The sequence below is a fragment of the Geobacillus sp. C56-T2 genome (genome assembly GCF_007829715.1).
GTDB classification, from domain to species: domain Bacteria; phylum Bacillota; class Bacilli; order Bacillales; family Anoxybacillaceae; genus Geobacillus; species Geobacillus icigianus.
On the sequence record NZ_VJWB01000001.1, the window covers coordinates 2,349,514 to 2,366,653 of the forward strand.

At 53.3% G+C, this 17,140-nt stretch carries 14 protein-coding genes and 2 pseudogenes; 5 read left to right on the plus strand and 11 right to left on the minus strand.

The window, feature by feature from the left end; translation table 11 throughout:
• Positions 1-109: 109 nt before the first annotated feature.
• The 3 genes from efp to GC56T2_RS11725 all read right to left on the minus strand — a co-directional run bounded on the left by efp (position 110) and on the right by GC56T2_RS11725 (position 2,443).
• A complete protein-coding gene (efp, locus tag GC56T2_RS11715) occupies positions 110-667 on the minus strand; it encodes an elongation factor P (protein ID WP_011231892.1) in 558 nt (185 codons plus the stop codon).
• 27 nt (positions 668-694) lie between these two features.
• The gene (locus GC56T2_RS11720; RefSeq protein WP_144975377.1) at positions 695-1,756 is read right to left on the minus strand and encodes a M24 family metallopeptidase; all 1,062 of its coding nucleotides are present in this window, start codon (positions 1,754-1,756) and stop codon (positions 695-697) included.
• A 156-nt stretch (positions 1,757-1,912) separates the two neighbouring features.
• Positions 1,913-2,443: a YqhR family membrane protein gene (locus GC56T2_RS11725; RefSeq protein WP_033844169.1), complete on the minus strand. Its 531-nt coding sequence runs from the start codon at positions 2,441-2,443 to the stop codon at positions 1,913-1,915.
• A 185-nt stretch (positions 2,444-2,628) separates the two neighbouring features.
• Here GC56T2_RS11725 and GC56T2_RS11730 point away from each other — a divergent pair, with 185 nt between their 5' ends.
• Both GC56T2_RS11730 and GC56T2_RS11735 read left to right on the plus strand, forming a co-directional pair.
• Positions 2,629-3,561: a DUF1385 domain-containing protein gene (locus GC56T2_RS11730; protein ID WP_144975379.1), complete on the plus strand. Its 933-nt coding sequence runs from the start codon at positions 2,629-2,631 to the stop codon at positions 3,559-3,561.
• A gap of 23 nt (positions 3,562-3,584) precedes the next feature.
• Complete coding sequence (locus GC56T2_RS11735; RefSeq protein WP_033019328.1) at positions 3,585-3,941, plus strand: SA1362 family protein; 357 nt, start codon at positions 3,585-3,587, stop codon at positions 3,939-3,941.
• A 71-nt stretch (positions 3,942-4,012) separates the two neighbouring features.
• Here the strand turns inward: GC56T2_RS11735 and GC56T2_RS11740 are convergent, their stop codons facing one another.
• The 3 genes from GC56T2_RS11740 to splB all read right to left on the minus strand — a co-directional run bounded on the left by GC56T2_RS11740 (position 4,013) and on the right by splB (position 6,554).
• Positions 4,013-4,897: a patatin-like phospholipase family protein gene (locus GC56T2_RS11740; protein WP_144975381.1), complete on the minus strand. Its 885-nt coding sequence runs from the start codon at positions 4,895-4,897 to the stop codon at positions 4,013-4,015.
• 90 nt (positions 4,898-4,987) lie between these two features.
• A complete protein-coding gene (gene mntR / locus GC56T2_RS11745) occupies positions 4,988-5,413 on the minus strand; it encodes a transcriptional regulator MntR (protein WP_033019326.1) in 426 nt (141 codons plus the stop codon).
• 115 nt (positions 5,414-5,528) lie between these two features.
• Positions 5,529-6,554, minus strand: a complete 1,026-nt coding sequence (gene splB / locus GC56T2_RS11750) for a spore photoproduct lyase (RefSeq protein WP_033019325.1) — start codon at positions 6,552-6,554, stop codon at positions 5,529-5,531.
• A gap of 167 nt (positions 6,555-6,721) precedes the next feature.
• Between splB and GC56T2_RS11755 the strand changes: the two genes are divergently transcribed.
• Both GC56T2_RS11755 and GC56T2_RS11760 read left to right on the plus strand, forming a co-directional pair.
• The gene (locus GC56T2_RS11755; RefSeq protein WP_144975383.1) at positions 6,722-8,158 is read left to right on the plus strand and encodes a DDE-type integrase/transposase/recombinase; all 1,437 of its coding nucleotides are present in this window, start codon (positions 6,722-6,724) and stop codon (positions 8,156-8,158) included.
• Between the two features lie 415 nt (positions 8,159-8,573).
• Positions 8,574-10,010, plus strand: a complete 1,437-nt coding sequence (locus GC56T2_RS11760) for a DDE-type integrase/transposase/recombinase (protein ID WP_144975384.1) — start codon at positions 8,574-8,576, stop codon at positions 10,008-10,010.
• A gap of 364 nt (positions 10,011-10,374) precedes the next feature.
• Here GC56T2_RS11760 and GC56T2_RS11765 read toward each other — a convergent pair.
• The 4 genes and pseudogenes from GC56T2_RS11765 to GC56T2_RS11785 form a co-directional block, all read right to left on the minus strand.
• Positions 10,375-12,240, minus strand: a pseudogene (locus GC56T2_RS11765) (vitamin B12-dependent ribonucleotide reductase); the annotation flags it as partial.
• Entirely contained in the window at positions 12,241-13,125 is an 885-nt protein-coding gene (locus GC56T2_RS18160) for an LAGLIDADG family homing endonuclease (RefSeq protein WP_237746897.1), read from the minus strand. It abuts the pseudogene before it with no gap.
• Positions 13,126-13,368: 243 nt separating this feature from the next.
• A pseudogene (locus GC56T2_RS11780) lies at positions 13,369-14,154 on the minus strand (ribonucleotide reductase N-terminal alpha domain-containing protein); the annotation flags it as partial.
• 253 nt (positions 14,155-14,407) lie between these two features.
• Entirely contained in the window at positions 14,408-15,244 is an 837-nt protein-coding gene (locus GC56T2_RS11785; RefSeq protein WP_144975390.1) for a lipoate--protein ligase family protein, read from the minus strand.
• 191 nt (positions 15,245-15,435) lie between these two features.
• Between GC56T2_RS11785 and GC56T2_RS11790 the strand changes: the two genes are divergently transcribed.
• On the plus strand, positions 15,436-15,810 hold the full coding sequence (locus GC56T2_RS11790) for a rhodanese-like domain-containing protein (RefSeq protein ID WP_144975392.1): 375 nt from the start codon (positions 15,436-15,438) through the stop codon (positions 15,808-15,810).
• 113 nt (positions 15,811-15,923) lie between these two features.
• On the opposite strand, the gene GC56T2_RS11795 is transcribed toward GC56T2_RS11790, so the two are convergent.
• The gene (locus GC56T2_RS11795) at positions 15,924-17,138 is read right to left on the minus strand and encodes an ROK family transcriptional regulator (protein ID WP_033019005.1); all 1,215 of its coding nucleotides are present in this window, start codon (positions 17,136-17,138) and stop codon (positions 15,924-15,926) included.
• Between the last annotated feature and the right edge of the window lie 2 nt (positions 17,139-17,140).

Here is a 17,140-nt window from a genome sequence, read left to right on the forward strand (position 1 = left end):
CCTCTCTCATCGCTATCTCTAGGCACTAACCGCTTCCCTGCCACACGATATGCTGTGTCTTTCTTGAGGGGAGATCGCCTTTTCGGGCAGCCCCTGCGCAGCCCGCCGCTTACGCCCGCGACACGTAGGTACCGTCAGCCGTGTTGATGATGAGCGTGTCGCCTTCATTCACAAAAAACGGAACTTGAACGACGAGGCCGGTCTCGAGCTTCGCCGGCTTCGAACCGCCCGAAGCGGTGTCGCCTTTGATGCCAGGCTCCGTTTCCACCACTTTCAGCTCAACGGTGTTCGGCAGCTCGACGCCGATCGTTTCACCTTGATACATCATGATGAACACTTCCATATTTTCTTTCAAAAACTTCAGCTCATGTTCGATTTGTTTCGCCGGCAGTTCGATTTGCTCGTACGTTTCCATATCCATAAAGACGTGCTGGTCGCCGTTGGCGTACAAATATTGCATTTTGCGCGTGTCAATCTGCGCCCGGTTCACTTTTTCGCCGGCGCGGAACGTCCGCTCTTGAATGGCGCCGGTCCGCAAATTGCGCAGCTTCGAACGGACGAACGCCGCTCCCTTGCCCGGCTTGACATGCTGGAACTCGAGAACGCGCCAAATTTCGCCGTCCACTTCAATCGTCAGCCCTGTGCGAAAATCGTTGACTGAAATCATTGGCCCAAATCCTCCTCACACAATCCGTTATAAAATGATGAGCTCTTTCGGCGAATGGGTGAGCGCTTCGTTCCCGTCGGCGGTGATGACGGTATCGTCTTCGATCCGCACCCCGCCAAGCCCCGGAATATAAATGCCCGGCTCGACGGTGACGACCATGCCCGGCTCAAGCACAGCGTCGGAACGGAAGGAAAGCGTCGGCCCTTCGTGAATTTCAAGGCCGATGCCATGGCCGGTCGAATGGCCAAAATAATCGCCATACCCTTTTTCACGAATATAGTCGCGCGTCAACGCATCGGCCTCCTTGCCGGTTATGCCGGCTTTTAGGCCAGCCATGCCGCGCCGCTGCGCCTCAAGGACGACTTCATAAATCGTCCGGAGCTCGGCGCTGATGTCGCCGACGGCCACCGTCCGTGTGAGATCGGAACAATACCCTTTGTAATAAGCCCCGAAATCAAGCGTCACGAGCTCACCGCGCTCAATCGTCTTCTCTGACGCCACCCCGTGCGGCAACGCTGAGCGATAGCCGGAGGCGACGATCGTATCAAAAGAGGACGAAGACGCCCCTTGCTTGCGCATAAAAAACTCCAGCTCATTCGCCACTTCGATTTCCGTAACGCCCGGACGGATGAATGACAAAATATGAGCAAACGCCGCATCGGCGATGGCGGCTGCTTCCTTTACTATCTTAATCTCTGCCCCCGACTTAATCAAGCGCAATTTTTCCACCAGCGAAGATGTCGGAACGAGCTCGGCGCCAATCGCCTCCTGATACGTCTGATGCGCCGCGTACGTGACGTTTTCCTGCTCAAAACCGAGCCGTTTGATGCCGAGCCGCTTGACTTGATGGGCGATTTCCTTCACGATCGGTCCGCTATGTTCGACAACTTCAAAGCCATCAGCCTGTTTTGTCGCTTGTTCGACGTAACGAAAATCGGTAATCAACACCGCCCCGTCACAGCTGACGAGCGCGACGCCGGCCGTGCCGGTGAACCCGGTCAAATAGCGGCGGTTGTAGCCGTTTGTGACCAACAGCCCATCGATCCCGTGCTCTTGTAGAAGTTTTCGCAGCTTTTCTAGCTTTTCCATCCCGCATTCCCCTCTTCCCGCGTATTTGGCTTCCCCGTGCCTGCCGAAGAGGCCGAGGGCGTCCCGAACGGGAACGATGCCAAAACAATAAAAACCTTCTTTATTTTACCATACTGAGGACGATCCCGTCATCTATCCGTTGCGCGGGCAAGAAAATCAACTCCCTTCTTTCGCCGCCTCTTTTCCCTCGCTTGCCGACGGCTGGTTCATTTCTTGCGCTTCAAAAGAAATCGAGTAGCCGACGAATACCCCGTATAAAATGTATAAACAGAGCGTCGTGATCACCGTATTGGCGTCGAGCTTAGCAACGGGCTGAACATGGAAAAAGAGCGGATGAAACAAATAAAACACCACCGCCCATAACCCGGCGCCGTAGACCATCCCCGCCCACATGCCGCGCACGTTGCGAAGCAGCGCATAATACAAAAGCGCCGCCCCGATCGAAAGGATGCCGATCAACACGACCGCCGCGTAGTTTCCGGCTTTTCCATACTTCCAGTCGCCAGCGACCCACGGGATGAGAATCATGTTCGGACTGATGTCGCTAAAATTGAAAAAGTACGCCAAATAACCGATCAAGCTCCAAAATACTCCGCCGACAAACCCAATGATGATCGTTTTCTGTACGAGCGTCATCGGCCGTTCCGTTTTCTCCTGCTCGAGTGTTCCGTTTTGTTGCGCCATCATACTGCACCTCCTTACGTGTTAGTATGACCGGCTGCCTTCTCCCCCATGAATGAAACGAAAAAATGATCATGCTTGTGTAAATGATGGTTTTTTTGGAAATCATAACAGTAACATCAACCTAGAGGTTTCCGGACGTTTCTTGTAGAATAAAATAATAAACATAAAAATAGGTTGGTGTTGATCAAATGAAACGAGTGGAGAAACCGCTGTACGGCGGGCAGGCGGTAGTGGAAGGAGTCATGTTTGCCGGCCGAACCCATTCGGTCACCGCTGTTCGCCGTCCGGATGGAACGATTGACTATTTCACTTTGCCGCGGCGCGTCTATCCGACATTGGCTTTGCTTAAAAAAATTCCGTTCGTCCGCGGCATCGTCGCCATCGTGGAAGCGAGCGCGAACGGGGCGAAACATTTGCAGTTCGCCAGCGAACGGTATGAAGCCGGTTCGGAGGAGGGGCGGACAGAAGGCGAAAACAGCTCCAGACTGACGCTCATCGTTGGCGCCGCCGTCATTGGGGTGCTCTCCTTTTTGTTCGCCAAAACGGTGTTTACGCTCGTTCCGGCGCTTGCCGCCGCCTTCTTACAGCCGCTCGTTCCGGGCAAGACGGGCCAAATTTTGCTTGAAGGGGTTTTTAAACTCGCCTTATTGCTTGGCTATATTTTCTTTCTTTCGCTCACACCGCTTGTTCGCCGCGTGTTCCAATACCACGGCGCGGAACATAAGGTCATCAACGCGTATGAAGCGGGATGGCCGCTGACGGTGGAACACGTCCAGCGCGCTTCCCGCCTTCACTACCGATGCGGCAGCAGCTTCATTTTATTTACGGTTGTCGTCGGCTTGTTCCTCTACTTATTTGTGCCGACCGAGCCGCTTTGGCTGCGGGTTCTCAACCGCCTCGCCTTAATTCCGGTCGTGCTTGGCGTTTCGTTTGAAGTGCTGCAGTTTACAAATAAATTGAGAGACATTCCGCTGCTGCGCTGGCTTGGCTACCCCGGCTTGTGGCTGCAGCGGCTGACGACCAAAGAACCGGACGATGACCAAGTGGAAGTGGCCATCGCCTCATTTCAGCGTCTTCTTGATCTGGAAGCCGAAACGGAAAAGAAACAAGCGGTGCAGTAATCGTTCAAAAGGGGGTGGACTCATTGCGGCGCCGAACCATTCATCCGCTTGTTGGGGTTACCATCATGCTTGGGACGGTTGGCATTCTCTATACACTTTTTGCCCATCCGACGGTGCTGTTCCGCCAGCTGCTGTTTGTCGCCCTGTTTGTGGCCGCCATCTTCCTCTTCTATCGATTCGTCTATCAACGCCGCACCGACAGCGATCGATGGTCGTACGGAAAGGCGGTGCGGCAATCGAAAAAGCTCCATCCCCGCCCCGGGCGCAAACAGACAAAGCCGGCAAAGCTGAAGCGGCCGCTCAAAAAGCGGACGGCCATTCCGCATCTGACCGTCATTGAGGGCAAAAAAGGCAAAAAAAAGAATCGAGCTTCATTTTAGCTTGATTCTTTTTTTGTCTCTTCGCCCATTCGATTCGCGCCAGCGACAAACGGTGGTGACCGCACTCCGATTTAATACGCCCATTGGCGCAAAAACTGCCGCGTCCGCTCGCGTCCGTAATCGATCAAACGGCGGCGCGCTGTCGGATCAATCGAAAATTCGGTGGCCATGACGTTGTCCACCGGCAAAAAGACGATGTTTTTTTCGTGGCGGCGCGAGATGTAGCGCGCATCGTGCGCCTCTTTCATCGCCGCAAACAGCGCCTCATATAAATCGAGGGCGTTGCTGATCGTCCGCTTTGGCCGCTCCCCGGGCTTGGGGCTCAACTGAACGCCCAGCACCGGGCGTTTTTTCATTTTCTTTTCCTCATCGAACAAAAAGAGCGGAAAATTGCTTAGCACCCCGCCGTCAACGATGAGCGCCAGACCGTCCCGCCCGTTTAACCGGACCGGCTCGAAGAAATACGGAATGCTGATGCTCATCCGCACCGCTTTGGCGACGGAAAACGTTTTGGCATCAATGCCGTACCGATGCAAATCGTCCGGCATGACGACGATGCGTCCATTGGTGACATCGGACGCGACAATCGACAAGCTGCCGGCCGGCACATCTTGAAACGTCCGCACGCCGCGGGCGGCAAGCGCAGCCTCCAGCCACTGCTCAAACGCCTTTCCTTGATACAAGCCGAGACGCCAGTAAAGGCGCACCCATTTCCAAAGCGGGAACGGAATCCACTGCGGACGCGCATCCAAAAACTGCTCCAGCTCCAGCTCCTCAAGCAGTCGAGCGATGTCCCCGGCGCTGTAGCCCGCTGCCAGCAGCGCCGAAAGCAACGCCCCCGCACTCGTGCCGGCAAGCCGCTTCCAGCGCAGTCCTTTTTCCTCAATCGCTTCATACGCTCCAAGCAGCGCAAATCCTTTGACTCCGCCGCCGGAAAAAACGAGATCAATGTCCATTGCCGCGCCTCCCTTTTTTGGCCGTTTATACATATGTAAGACCAAACAAGGGCGCTTAGTACGGCGAACAAAAAAGAGCAAGCCTCCCGCTTACTCTCCTTGTTCATTGCGCGCTTGGACATCGCGAAGCGCTTGAATGCGGCGTTCGTCTTCTTGAAAATACTGCACCAAATCGCCGATCCGGTCAATGGCGTTCCAGCTTAAATGATGTTCAATCCCTTCCACATCGCGATAAATGTTCTCTTCGTTGACGCCGATCAAGCGGAGAAACTGCTCAAGCAGCTCATGGCGATAAACGAGCCGCTGCCCGATTTTTCTGCCCTTTGGCGTCAATACCAACCCACGGTATTTTTCATACACCAAATACTCGTCTTTATCGAGCTTTTGCACCATTTTCGTCACTGAGGAGGGATGAACGGACAACGCCTCAGCGATGTCAGAAACGCGGGCATAGCCCTTCTCTTCGATCAATAAATAAATTTGTTCGATATAGTCTTCCATGCTTGGTGTCGGCAACGCATGTCCCCTCCTGCCACATTCGCCTGCCATCCTTCCCCAGCCTATACACACCGCTAGCGTTCCCGGCAGGTCAAAAAATAGCAATCAATCCCATTATACCATGAAGAGGACATTACGTAAAATACTGCACTTGAGCGGCCGGAAAAAAGCGAGCGATATACGAGCGAATCGTTTCCTCCAGCTCCTGCGCTTCCTCGTCAACGTACACATATTTGCCGATGCCGTGCCGCCCCCATTTATACTTGCGCTTCGATTCGTCCAAATCGAGCTTGGTGTTTGGGTAACGCTGCTCGATGACCCGCTTGGCCGGCTTGGTAAACCGATGCTGGATGAGCTCAAACGTCAAATCCGACAAGTCGACCCCTTCCAATTGCCGGGCGAGCTCCTGAAACAATTCGTAATACCCTTCCTGCCAACCGTCATGCCGGTAAATCGGCGCGACGACAAAGCCGAGCTTATAGCCAGCGCCGGCCACTTTGCGCGCCGCCGCAAGCCGCGCGTCAAACGACGACGTTCCCGGCTCAAAATGGCGGATGACATAGCGAGAGTTGACGCTGAAGCGAAACCGCGTCTTGCCGTTATGCTTCGCATCAAGCAAATGGTCGACATGCTCGTACTTCGTCACAAACCGGAGCCGCCCGTAGTCGGTCGCGCCGATAAACTCAATCGCTTTTTTGAGCGAATGGGTCAAATGGTCGATCCCGACGATGTCCGACGTGCACGCCGCCTCAAAGCGCGTAATCTCGGGCGCGCGCTCGTCAATATACGTTTGCGCTTGGGCGAAAATGTCGTCCAAGTTGACATACACGCGGATGTACGGCTTGCTTCCTAATGTCGTCTGCAAATAGCAATAATGACAATGGCCCATGCACCCGGTCGCCAACGGCAGCGCGTACTCTGCCGACGGCTTTGAGGAGTCGAATTTCAGCGTCCGCCGCACGCCGACAACGAGCGTCGCTTTCGCGTTTCGATACCGCGCCAGCTCCGTCTCCCCCGGAATGCCGCGCACTTGATTATGCGACGTCGTCTCGCGAATCTCGATGCCCATGTGCGTAAATTTCTCATACAGTTCCTTCCCGAGCGGATACGACAACGCCTCCGGCTCGAAATACACAAGTTTGGGCACAAACGGTTTCATTCGTTTCCCTCCAAAGTGTTCATGGTATTGTCAAAAGTTTATCCTCCACACTCACGGTTTTCCCTTGAGTTTCAACGGTTGGAATAAAAAAAGCTTGCCACCCCCGTTGTTTTCGGCCATCATTGAGGTAACGACACCCAACAGCCAAAACAAAGGAGTGACAAGCTTTGTTACCTCAATTATTAGCCTATTTGCTCGAAATAATCAAGACCCAATATCAAATCATTGTGTATTTGATGGGTGTGATATTGGGAAAATCCTTGCATCTCGAGGACTTGGACGAACCCATCCAAAAGCCGTACCGGAAACTTCAGGTCGATGACCTTCCGATCATCGATGTGCCGGAAACCCTTGATTACCGGAAGCTGTTGGCAGACTATGAAGCCCAGCACAGACGTCCTTTACGGCCCATCCAGCGCCGCGCGAAGGCGAAACACCGTGTTCCGGATTCGTTGACCTGCCCTCGCTGCCAGGCTCCCTCTTCTTACCTGTACGCCAATAACGGCGGAAAAGGGCAATACCAATGCAAAGTGTGCCAATGCCGGTTCAACCACCGAAATCGGTTCACCAAGCAAGCGGTCTTTCGTTGTCCGCACTGCAAAAAGACGTTGGAAAAAATCAAGGAACGCAAGGAATACAACGTCTATAAGTGCAAGAACAACGATTGCCCGTTTTACCAGGCCAACCTTCGCCGGATGACGAAGAAAGAGCGCCAACAGTTTCAACAGAATCCTCAAGCCTTCAAGGTGCGGTATTTGTTTCGGGAGTTCTTGTTTGACTTTCTCCCGTTGGCTTCCTCGTCGCTCATCAAGCCGAAGGTCGATTTGTCCCGGCTGGCTGCGTCGCCGCACGTGTTGGGGCTCGTGTTGACGTACTACGTCAACTTTGGGATGTCCTCGAGGGAAACCGCCGCCGCCCTGAAGGACATCCATGGCGTCTCGATCTCCCATCAGACGGTGCTCAACTACGCCAACAGCGTCGCGCTTTGGATCAAGCCCTTTGTCGACCGATTTCCGTATGAGCTGTCCGGTTCGTTCTGTGGGGACGAGACATATATTCGTGTGAAGGGCCGTTGGCATTACCTATTCTTTATGTTCGACGCCGTGAAAAAGATCGTGCTGTCCTATCGCGTCTCGCCCAACCGGGACACGCTCTCGGCCATCAAGGCGATCAATGATGTCCTCAGGAAGCTGCCGTCCCTTCCAGACGACTTGTCGTTCGTCGTGGATGGCAACCCGATTTACCGGTTGGCGCAACACTTCTTTGCCCAGCACGGGATTTCGTTTGACGTCCGCCAGGTGATCGGCCTGACCAACGAAGATCCGGTCTCGGAAGAGTTTCGCCCTCTCAAGCAGATCATCGAGCGATTCAACCGCACCTTTAAAGGCAACTACCGCCCGACCCATGGGTTTGGCGCCGAGGAAGGCTCGGTGTCCTTTGTGACGCTGTTTGTGGCGTATTTCAACTTTCTGCGCCCGCATAGCGCGCTCGAAGGCCGGGTACCGGTCGTCATCCCGGAGCTCGCCGAGCTGCCGCATATGCCAGCCCGGTGGACGAAGCTCATCACCATGGCTCAGGACTTCCTTCAAAACGAGGCAGCCTAACTTTTTTGTCCTCCAGAGCCCGTTGAACAGAACTCCTGCCGGATTCGGCGAAGCGAACCCTTGACCAACCGAACACCGCCAAAGGTAAAATTCGGTAAAAGCAGGGGCGGCTTTCTTATTGCCTTCTTTTTGTCCCCGTCGCCCTTGACGGCTCTTCCGCACCTTTGGCGGGTGTTGGTCAAGGGCGAATCCGGCTCTCTGCATGCCCCACGATGCCCAATGGGATGGTCTGTGTGGAGTTTTCATAGAACTTTTGACGCTACCCGTTTCCCGGTATTGTCAAAAGTTTATCCTCCACACTCACGGTTTTCCCTTGAGTTTCAACGGTTGGAAGAAAAAAAGCTTGCCACCCCCATTGTTTTCGGCCATCATTGAGGTAACGACACCCAACAGCCAAAACAAAGGAGTGACAAGCTTGTTACCTCAATTATTAGCCTATTTGCTCGAAATCATCAAGACCCAATATCAAATCATTGTGTATTTGATGGGTGTGATATTGGGAAAATCCTTGCATCTCGAGGACTGGGACGAACCCATCCAAAAGCCGTACCGGAAACTTCAGGTCGATGACCTTCCGATCATCGATGTGCCGGAAACCCTTGATTACCGGAAGCTGTTGGCAGACTATGAAGCCCAGCACAGACGTCCTTTACGGCCCATTCAGCGTCGCGCGAAGGCGAAACACCGTGTTCCGGATTCGTTGACCTGCCCTCGCTGCCAGGCTCCCTCTTCTTACCTGTACGCCAATAACGGCGGAAAAGGGCAATACCAATGCAAAGTGTGCCAATGCCGGTTCAACCACCGGAACCGATTCACCAAGCAAGCGGTCTTTCGTTGTCCGCACTGCAAAAAGACGTTGGAAAAAATCAAGGAACGCAAAGAATACAACATCTATAAGTGCAAGAACAACGATTGCCCGTTTTACCAGGCCAACCTTCGCCGGATGACGAAGAAGGAACGCCAACAGTTTCAACAGGATCCTCAAGCCTTCAAGGTGCGGTATTTGTTTCGAGAGTTCTTGTTTAACTTTCTCCCGTTGGCTTCCTCATCGCTCATCAAGCCGAAGGTCGATTTGTCCCGGCTGGCTGCATCGCCGCACGTGTTGGGGCTCGTGTTGACGTACTACGTCAACTTTGGGATGTCCTCGAGGGAAACCGCCGCCGCCCTGAAGGACATCCATGGCGTCTCGATCTCCCATCAGACGGTGCTCAACTACGCCAACAGCGTCGCGCTTTGGATCAAGCCCTTTGTCGACCGGTTCCCGTATGAGCTGTCCGGTTCGTTTTGCGGGGACGAGACGTATATTCGCGTCAAAGGGCGCTGGCATTACCTGTTCTTTATGTTTGACGCCATCAAAAAGATCGTGCTGTCCTATCGCGTCTCGCCCAACCGGGACACGCTCTCGGCCATCAAGGCGATCGATGATGTCCTCAGGAAGCTGCCGTCCCTTCCAGACGACTTGTCGTTCGTCGTGGATGGCAACCCGATTTACCGGTTGGCGCAACACTTCTTTGCCCAGCACGGGATTTCGTTTGACGTCCGCCAGGTGATCGGTCTGACCAACGAAGATCCGGTCTCGGAAGAGTTTCGCCCTCTCAAGCAGATCATCGAGCGATTCAACCGGACCTTTAAAGGCAACTACCGCCCGACCCATGGGTTCGGTGCGGAAGAAGGCTCGGTGTCCTTTGTGACGCTGTTTGTGGCGTATTTCAACTTTCTGCGCCCGCATAGCGCGCTCGAAGGCCGGGTGCCGGTCGTCATCCCGGAGCTCGCCGAGCTGCCGCATATGCCAGCCCGGTGGACGAAGCTCATCACCATGGCTCAGGACTTCCTTCAAAACGAGGCAGCCTAACTTTTTTGTCCTCCAGAGCCCGTTGAACAGAACTCCTGCCGGATTCGGCGAAGCGAACCCTTGACCAACCGAACACCGCCAAAGGTAAAATTCGGTAAAAGCAAGGGCGGCTTTCCTATTGCCTTCTTTTTTGTCCCCGTCGCCCTTGACGACTCTTTCCCACCTTTGGCGGGTGTTGGTCAAGGGCGAATCCGGCTCTCTGCATGCCCCACGATGCTCAATGGGATGGTCTGTGTGGAGTTTTCATAGAACTTTTGACGCTACCCGTTTCCCTTTTATCACTATATTTTCGTTTTTCCCCTTTATGTAAAAAAACGCTGGTTCTGTTATAGAACCAGCGTTTCGTTCATCCCATCCTTTTCCATTACAACCCGCACTTCAGCTGGGCGCCGCAGTTCGTGCACGTGTTGCAACCGCCGATCTCTTCGACCGTCCCTTCGCGGCAAATCGGGCAAATGTTGCCGATTTCCGAGCCGATCGTCACATCGGTGGCGCGCACGTCTTGAATCGTATCAACGAGCACGACAGGGCGTTTCGCTTCGTGTTCTTCCCCCTCTTCGGGGAGCAGTTCAAGCTGCTCTTCGATCTGATTTTCCTCTGCCTTTAACGTCAACACTTGCGCATCGCGGCTGCCGTCGACATAGACGGTGCCGCCTTTCGCACCGCCGCGCCATAACCGTTCGTACACTTTTTGCACTTGCTCAACGGTGTAGCCTTTTGGCGCGTTGACTGTTTTTGACAAGCTCGAGTCGACCCAACGTTGGATGATGCACTGCACGTCGGCGTGCGCTTCCGGCGGCAAGTCCATCGCTGTCACAAACCAAGGCGGCAAGTGGTTCGGGTCGGCTTCTGGATGTTTGTCCAAATATTCTTGGACGATGTCCGCTTTCACTTCGATAAATTTGCCCAAGCGTCCGCTCCGGTAGTACGAGAACGAGAAGTACGGCTCCAGGCCGGTCGAGACGCCGACCATCGTTCCGGTCGATCCTGTCGGCGCCACCGTCAGCAAATGCGAGTTGCGGATGCCGTATTTCAAAATATCTTGGCGAATGTCTTCCGGCATCCGTTTCATGTAGCCGGTGTTGATGAACGCTTCGCGCAGCTTGCGCGTCTCTTCCTCCGTTTCGCCGACCAAAAACGGGAAGCTGCCTTTTTCTTTCGCCAGCTCGATCGACGCCCGGTACGCGGTCGTGGCGATCGTGCGGAACAGCTCGTCCACCAGTTGATTTCCTTCCTCAGAACCGTACGCTTTTTCGCAGTAAATGAGCAAGTCAGCCAGCCCCATGACGCCAAGGCCGATGCGGCGCTCGCCGAGCGCTTGCTTTTTGTTTTCCTCAAGGAAGTACGGCGTCGCGTCGATGACGTTGTCTTGCATCCGCACTCCGATTTCAACCGTGCGTTTCAGTTTTTCGTAGTCAACGACCTTTCGTTCTTTGTCTACCATGTTCGCCAAGTTAATGGCGGCCAAGTTGCAGACAGAATATGGCGCCAGAGGTTGTTCCCCGCACGGGTTGGTCGCCACGACTTTTTGCCCGTACGCGCGGGCGTTCGTCATTTCATTGGCGTTGTCGATGAAGAAAATGCCCGGCTCGGCCGAATACGTCGCGCAAATGTTGATCAGCTTCCACAGTTCGCGGGCGCGGATTTTTCGGTAGACGCGAACGCGGTAGCCCATTTTCTCCCATTCGCGCACATCGCCGACTTCATGCCATTTTTCGTTATAAATGCGCATTTCCTCTTCGGAATAAGTTTCCACATCCGGGAAGCGAAGCGCATATTCTTCGTCGTTTTCCACCGCCTCCATGAACTCTTTCGTCAAGCAGACGGAAATGTTCGCACCGGTCAAAAAGTCAGGGTTGTGCACTGTATATGTACCGCCGGTGCGCAGTTTTTCTTCCGCGTCTTTAATGATTTCCTCCGTGAAGCCTCCGTAGTCCGGTGCGTTCTTATAGCGGACGATCGCTTCGTACATCGCCCGCTCCCGGTCGGTGAGCGGCGTGAATTTCAGCTTGTCGCGCGCCGCTTTTTTGATGCCTTCGTCTTCCATATTTTCAAGCAGGTAGCGCAAAATACGCGGGTTTTGCATTTTTGAGACGATAAATTCGATAATGTCCGGGTGCCAGTCGGCAAGCATGATCATTTGGGCGCCGCGCACATTGTTACTCGCTCGCTTCCACGAGCGGGCTAGGTCATTTCTGCCTAGCTCTCCGCCTTTCGGTCGGAGATCAGACTATATCATCAGGGAAGAGAAGATCTCGTATTTACGGTTCAACTTAAGGTCTCCATATCGATACAAGTGATGGAATATTTTCTTTACATCGTTAATACTGGAAACATATAGATCAAAACAACCTTGTTTGGCAGTTAGGGAGTTGACATTTTGGGCAATTCCATTAGCTTTGAGAAAATTTAAGATTCCTTCTAGTAATGGTCTTGATCCAGTAATACCAAACCTTACCCTAAGGTAGTCCTTCTCCCTATCACGATAATACCTTCTATACACTCTAATACTCCCATCAGCATCGAATATCCCCCTTAGAAAACTCCATTGCAATTCAATACTGTTAAATTGTATCCATGGCTCTTTCCCAGTTTTCTTAGGGGATATTCCCAGTCTCATGAGATCATTACAGATTTTTGTACAACTAATTGTTAATGAATACTTATTTTGTTCATTACATGTATTATTTTTTCTAAACTTCACAGCTTCAGGAGCAATATTCATCTCCCTTGCTATACTATAAAGGAGATCTTTATCGGTTTCTGCCACAGTTAATACAAGTCGTTTTGATTTTTTACGATCATATAGCGTTCCATCACCTAAGATATAGCCAACTAAATAAGCCTGATTTGGGGTTCTGATATTGGAAAAATAGTTCTCGTTATAACCGTATTTTTTTACTGCTAACTTACCAGCCTCTCCAGGTGCTCTGGTTTGGAATACTCCCTGATCTTTATTCCATCTCATTAAGGTTCCCCTAGAAATCCCCAACATCATGGCGATTTTAACTTGGCTATATCCCTCCTCATGCAGATACTTTGCTGTTTTCATTATCTCTTCCCTGTCTCGCGCCTCGTATCCCCGTTGCCGCGGGATACGATTTACTCCTTCCATAGCCCTCCCCCCACGAAACAGTGTTCGTTACCCTGATTGTACCGAGGGCTGTAGGAAGTTTCAATAGTCGTTGAACCTTCATCTCCGTTTCCAGAGATGCTCGGCTGCTGGTTGCCCATTGTTGCATCCAACTTGTTTTCCAACCGTCACGTCTGCCGTCGCCAGCTCCGTTGTGGTCAAGTTGGCTTTAGGGTGTTCCAGCAATTCGCGAGATTTTACTCCCGCCGTTTTGCGCCCTAGTCAACGGGAGCCACCTTGCTCGACAAGGTGGGTCAGTTTGGCAATGTCATCCAACCACGAGACCGACCCGGACGATTTGCCGTTTACCCCGCGCGCGAGCGTATGGCGCGGCCGCAATGTCGAGCCGTTCGTGCCAACCCCGCCGCCGCGGCTCATGATTTCCATCACCTGCTTCCGATGCTCGGAAATGCCTTCGCGTGAGTCTTTGACAAACGGCATCACATAGCAGTTGAAATACGTCACTTCCTTGCCCGACCCTGCGCCGTACAATACGCGGCCGGCCGGCACAAAGTTCATGCTCGAGAGCTCTTGATAAAACTTTTCAAACCACTCTTTCCGCTTTTCTTCCGTCTTTTCCACCGCCGCCAGCCCGGTCGCATTCCGCTTGGCGATTTGCTCATAGAAAATCTCGAGCGGCTTGTCGATAATGTCGAGCGACCGAACGACAATGCCGGTCTCCGCTTCTTCCCCTTCGAGCACGTGCCGGTATTCGTCCTCAATTAGCACGCGCGCTTTTTTCGTCTCCCAATCAACGTCAACGATAAACCCGAGGCCGCGGGCCGGAAACTTCGGATCTTCCTTGATCGTCAACACGACAAAATCGCCCGGCGCGAGCGTCAATTTCTCCGTGTCCTTGAACGAATACCGGTCAAGCATCACCAAACGGGATACGCCTTTATGGGTGATGTGCATATCGGGCGTAATCGGATGCACTTGCGGAAATAGGCGGATGTCCTCGTTCAGTTTGTCGATATCGATCTTCATTTTTTCGGATGACGCCACCGTCATTCTCCTATCTCTCCTCTTTTCTATAGTTTCTCATGTTTTTGCCAACGTTGCCCTGTCTTCTCTACCTTACCATATCGGACAGAAAAAAACAATATATAGTATGATTTTTTACGAAAATCATACTATATATTGTGAAGAGAACAAATCATGTCGTTTTTGTCAAGCAAAAAAAGCTAAACACGGCGAAAAGCAGAGAAAAACAGGGGAGTGCCGCCATTTTTGCCGGAAAACGAACGATTGACCACACCGCTGCTCAGCGCTTGAAGTTCCATTCATCGCTTTCATATTTCGTTCGCGCCAACGTTTCCACATATTCGCGCTCTTCGGCCGTCAGCGTATACGGCTCTAGCACGATATTCAATCCTTTTTCAAATCCTTTGTAAAACGCTGCCTTCGCTTCTTCCATCGTCACCGTCCGGCTCGTCAGTTCGTTGATGGCAACCGCCTTCTTTTTAAAATCGCGCTGCAGCCGCTCTTTCACCCGCTCGTTCGGGTATTTAAACAAACTGAACAGCAGTTCTTCGTCGAGATCAAGCAAGATCGATCCGTGCTGCAAAATGACGCCCTTTTGCCGCGTTTGCGCGCTGCCGGCGATCTTTCGTCCCTCGACGACCAGCTCGTACCATGACGGCGCGTCAAAGCAAACAGCGGAACGTGGACTGCGCAAATCCGCTCTTTCTTCTTCCGTTTTCGGCACGGCAAAATACGCATCGAGCCCAAGGAAACGAAACCCTTCCAAAATGCCTTGGGAAATGACGCGATACGCCTCCGTCACAGTCGGCGGCATCGCCGGATGCGATTCCGAGACGATGACGCTGTAGGTCAGTTCCTTGTCATGCAAAACGCCGCGCCCGCCGGTCGGACGGCGGACAAAACCGAGGCCGTGCCGTTTCACTGCCTCTAAATCGATCTCTTTTTCGACTTTTTGAAAATAGCCGATCGACAAGGTTGGCGGATTCCAGCCGTAAAAACGAACCGTCGGCGGAATTTTTCCTTGGCTGTGCCAATCCAAAAGCGCTTCATCCAGCGCCATATTAAACGCCGGAGGACAATCGCCTGAATCAATAAAGCGCCATACTTCTTTTGCCATCGTTCCACCTTCTCTGTCATTCCTTGCTTCCGGCCCCTTGCGTTCTTGAGAAAGAGGCGTTGGGCCGCCCCTACTAGTTTAGCAAACAACGTCAGTCAAGGAAAGAAAAATGGCATCACGAAAAGACTTTGCTTTCTACGGGCGACTCTATATAATAGGAATAGTGGACGAAGGGAAAGGAGGCGTGAGGCGTGAAAGCGCTGCTCATCATTCTCGGGGCGATCGTCGTATATTCGCTCATCACCTATTTATGGCAGCGGAGAATCGTCAAAGCGTTGACCGAAGAAGAATTCCGCGCCGGCTACCGAAAAGCGCAACTCGTCGATGTCCGCGAGCCGGACGAATTTGCGGCTGGACATATTTTAGGAGCGCGCAACATTCCGCTCACGCAGCTGCGCATGCGCATGAAAGAACTGCGCAAAGATCAGCCGATTTATTTGTACTGCCAAAACGGGCTGCGCAGCGGGCGAGCCGCGCAAATGCTGTATCGAAAAGGATACCGCAATTTGTATCATTTAAAGGGCGGATTCAAAACATGGACGGGGAAAGTAAAGAAAAAGGCGTAGCCGCCCGTCGACAACCAAAGGGGCTCGAAAGCGACGAGCCCCTTTTCATTCGTTTGCCTTTCCGTCGGCCTTCAAGGCCGCCCCTCGCTTTCGGTGCGGAAAAGACGGGGGAATCAGCCTTGCTTTGCCTGCGGTGCCGGAAGCGCCGGCTCAAATTCCGGCGGCAGGACGACCGCCTCTAATACGGAAGCGGCAGCGCCAATCGCGCAGCTTTTTTCCTTCAACTCCGACGGAATGATATACGGCTCGCTTTCTTTTTTCACAAGAATGCGCCGCTTCACTTCTTGGCGCGCCGGGTCAAGCACGTGCTCCCCGGCTTGGGCGAGCGAACCGCCGATGATGACCGCTTCCGGGTTGTAGGCATACACCGTCTGCAGCAATCCGATGCCAAGATAGCGGCCCGCTTCCTCCAAAATGCGCGCCAGCTGCTCATCGCTCTCGGCGGCCAGCGCCATCGCCGCGACAGAAAAACGGTCGCCGAGCCATTCGGAACGCCCTTGCTCGGCTAATCGCCGCTCAATATATTTTTCAGAAGCGTACATCTCCCAGCAGCCGATGTTGCCGCAGCTGCAGCGGATTCCGTTTAAATCGATCGTATGATGGCCAATTTCGCCAGCCAGCCCGTTTACCCCGCGATACAGTTGGTGCTGCAAAACGACGCCGGCGCCGATGCCGATGCCGGCGCTGATGTAAACAAAATGGGCAAACTCTTTGCCGGCGCCAAACCATTTTTCTCCGAGCGCCGCCAGCTTCGCCTCGTTTTCGACGATAATCGGATGGTGTGGCCACCGTTTTTGCAACGCCGAAGCGAGGGCGACATCTCCCCAGCGCAAGTTCGGCGCAAAAACGACCGTCCCGCTTTCGGTGTGAACCACGCCGGGCACGCCGATGCCGATGCCCATCACCCCGTACGGCGTTGCTGGCGCCCGGCGGATCGCCGCTTCAATGAGCTCGGCCATCTCACCGACGATCGCTTCCTGCCCCTCCGTCGGACGAAACGAACGGCGCTGCTCCCAAATGATTTCCGCGTTTAAGTTCGTCAACACGGCGTACAAATAGTTGACGCCAAGCTCAATGCCAACTAGCGAACCGGCATCGGCGTTAAAGCGAAGCATGAGCGGCCGGCGCCCGCCCGTTGACTCGCCGATGCCGCTTTCGTGAACAAAGTGCTCGGCGATCAGTTCATCCACAAGCGCGGAAACGGTCGCTTTATTCAATCCGGTCGTTTTCGCAATATCGGCGCGCGAAATCGGATGCTTTTCGCGAATCAATTTCAAAACGAGCTGTTTATTCATTTTTTTGACGAGCGTAATGTTTCCTGTCCGCACGT

What these genes read in the sequence shown, in the direction of transcription:
- efp (WP_011231892.1), bottom strand. Translation starts at nt 667, where the DNA reads ATGATTTCAGTCAACGATTTTCGCACAGGGCTGACGATTGAAGTGGAC.
- GC56T2_RS11720 (WP_144975377.1), bottom strand. Translation starts at nt 1,756, where the DNA reads ATGGAAAAGCTAGAAAAGCTGCGAAAACTTCTACAAGAGCACGGGATC.
- GC56T2_RS11725 (WP_033844169.1), bottom strand. Translation starts at nt 2,443, where the DNA reads ATGATGGCGCAACAAAACGGAACACTCGAGCAGGAGAAAACGGAACGG.
- GC56T2_RS11730 (WP_144975379.1), top strand. Translation starts at nt 2,629, where the DNA reads ATGAAACGAGTGGAGAAACCGCTGTACGGCGGGCAGGCGGTAGTGGAA.
- GC56T2_RS11740 (WP_144975381.1), bottom strand. Translation starts at nt 4,897, where the DNA reads ATGGACATTGATCTCGTTTTTTCCGGCGGCGGAGTCAAAGGATTTGCG.
- splB (WP_033019325.1), bottom strand. Translation starts at nt 6,554, where the DNA reads ATGAAACCGTTTGTGCCCAAACTTGTGTATTTCGAGCCGGAGGCGTTG.
- GC56T2_RS18160 (WP_237746897.1), bottom strand. Translation starts at nt 13,125, where the DNA reads ATGGAAGGAGTAAATCGTATCCCGCGGCAACGGGGATACGAGGCGCGA.
- GC56T2_RS11785 (WP_144975390.1), bottom strand. Translation starts at nt 15,244, where the DNA reads ATGGCAAAAGAAGTATGGCGCTTTATTGATTCAGGCGATTGTCCTCCG.